Source organism: Ruegeria sp. BHSA191 (assembly GCF_059613325.1).
In genome coordinates this window covers 1-1,364 of sequence record NZ_JBXWSH010000037.1, presented here as the reverse complement: position 1 = coordinate 1,364, position 1,364 = coordinate 1, and the positions used below count along the sequence as shown (strand labels likewise).

Annotated in this window: 1 protein-coding gene; it reads right to left on the bottom strand. The window is 56.7% G+C overall.

Translation table 11 applies throughout. The features are described from left to right. Positions 1–255: 255 nt before the first annotated feature. Positions 256–1,275, bottom strand: coding sequence for an IS110 family RNA-guided transposase (locus AC2FNS_RS18020; RefSeq protein ID WP_209599476.1), 1,020 nt, complete (start codon positions 1,273–1,275; stop codon positions 256–258). Positions 1,276–1,364: the final 89 nt, after the last annotated feature.

The window sequence follows — 1,364 nt, the reverse complement described above, 5'->3', positions numbered from 1 at the left end:
GTCCTGTGTGGATGGCGTCTGCTTTGCAAGGACAAAATGCTCTGATTGCGCGGCTGGTCAGTACAGTCCTGTGTCCGGCCTTTGATTGCGGCATTTGCTTGAGCCGCTGGCCTTGATGGGTTCCGTGAACCTGGTCCCAATCGGCAAAGCGAACCTGAGAGTTCAGGACGAAGCTCGGGTTTTCCGGGTTCTCGGATGACCGCACGTGCCATCATGGCATTCGTCTTGCAATTCTTTTTTGTTCAGTGCCTCCGGTTATGCCGCTGATTGCCGGTAGTATGTTTCTTTGGTGAGGATCGCCCAGATGATCCGTGCGGCTTTGTTTGCCATCGCGATCGTGGCAAGTCGGACGGGTTTGCGCTCGAGGAGTTGCATGATCCAAGGATGCACGCGTTCTGGATAGCCGCGGGCGCGCTGTACTTGTGAGGTCATACCGATCACCAGAAGCCTTCTTATGTAACGGTCACCCTTCTTGCTAATCCGGCCGAGGCGTTCCTTGCCACCACTCGATCTGTTCAATGGGGTGAGACCAAGCCAAGCAGCAAACTCGCGCCCGTTCTTGAACTGTTTGCCGTCGCCGATGGTGGCGACGATGGCAGAGGCGGTGATTGGACCAACACCAGGGACGGTTCTGATCCGCTTGGCCCGTTCATCGATCCGCGAATGATACTCGATCAGTTTGTCGTAGAACACCACGCGCTCGTCGAGTGCAACAACCTGCTCGCAGAGGGTTTTGAGCATGCTCTTCGCAACGTCTGGCATGTCCGGGCAATCGTTGGTTTTGAACCCTTTGACGAAGCGCATCGCCGCCACCGGCCCGTTCCCGATCACATGACCAAACTCTCGAAGAAGACCCCGGATCACGTTCAGCATCTGGGTTTTCTGGCGCACGACAAGCTGGCGCACGCGATGCATTGTAAGAAGGGCTTGTTGTTCCTTCGATTTCACAGCGACGAACCGCATGGTCGGTCGCGTGACGGCCTCGCAGATTGCCTCGGCATCAACCGCATCCGTCTTTCCACGCTTCACGTAGGGCTTTACGTAAGTCGCCGGCATGAGGCGCACGTCATGGCCGATTTCAGTCAGCTCACGCGCCCAGTGATGTGCCGACCCACACGCCTCAATTCCGACGAGGCAGCTCGGCAGGGTCTCAAAGAACTTCAGCAATTGTCTGCGGCGGATCGAACGATTGAAGACAACCGTACCGTCATCAGCGATCCCGTGGACCTGAAAGACGTCTTTACCGAGATCCAATCCTATCGTCGTGACTTCCATGGTGGGGCTCCTTTCCTTGCAGAAGATGTCTTCTGCAGTTTGCCGCAAAGCGCGACGGTTGGCTGCAGACGCCATCCACCCCATCCGCA

What these genes read in the sequence shown, in the direction of transcription:
- AC2FNS_RS18020 (WP_209599476.1), bottom strand. Translation starts at nt 1,275, where the DNA reads ATGGAAGTCACGACGATAGGATTGGATCTCGGTAAAGACGTCTTTCAG.